A 222-nucleotide genomic window follows, 5' to 3' on the forward strand; every position below is an offset into this window, starting at 1 on the left:
ACTGACTATCTCCAAAAAAAGCGTGTAGCTGACCAGTATACTGTATTGGCGAACCGACTGCGAAACGCCGTCGAACGATATCGTGCGGAAAAAGAGCGCAAACGGCAGCGCAAAGCCATTGAAACGGCGCAAGAAGGCATTAGCATCCTTAATGAGGACGGTGAGTATATCTACGTCAATCAGGCCTACGCAGACATCTACGGATATGACCCCGACGAGATG

The 222-nt window shown here is 50.0% G+C and carries 1 protein-coding gene; it reads left to right on the forward strand.

The window, feature by feature from the left end; genetic code table 11:
- Window positions 1–222: PAS domain-containing protein (locus tag Z052_RS01110; RefSeq protein ID WP_144049951.1), on the forward strand; the 222-nt coding region annotated here is incomplete at both ends.

The sequence above is a fragment of the Halorubrum sp. C191 genome (assembly GCF_002727095.1).
Taxonomy (GTDB): domain Archaea; phylum Halobacteriota; class Halobacteria; order Halobacteriales; family Haloferacaceae; genus Halorubrum; species Halorubrum ezzemoulense.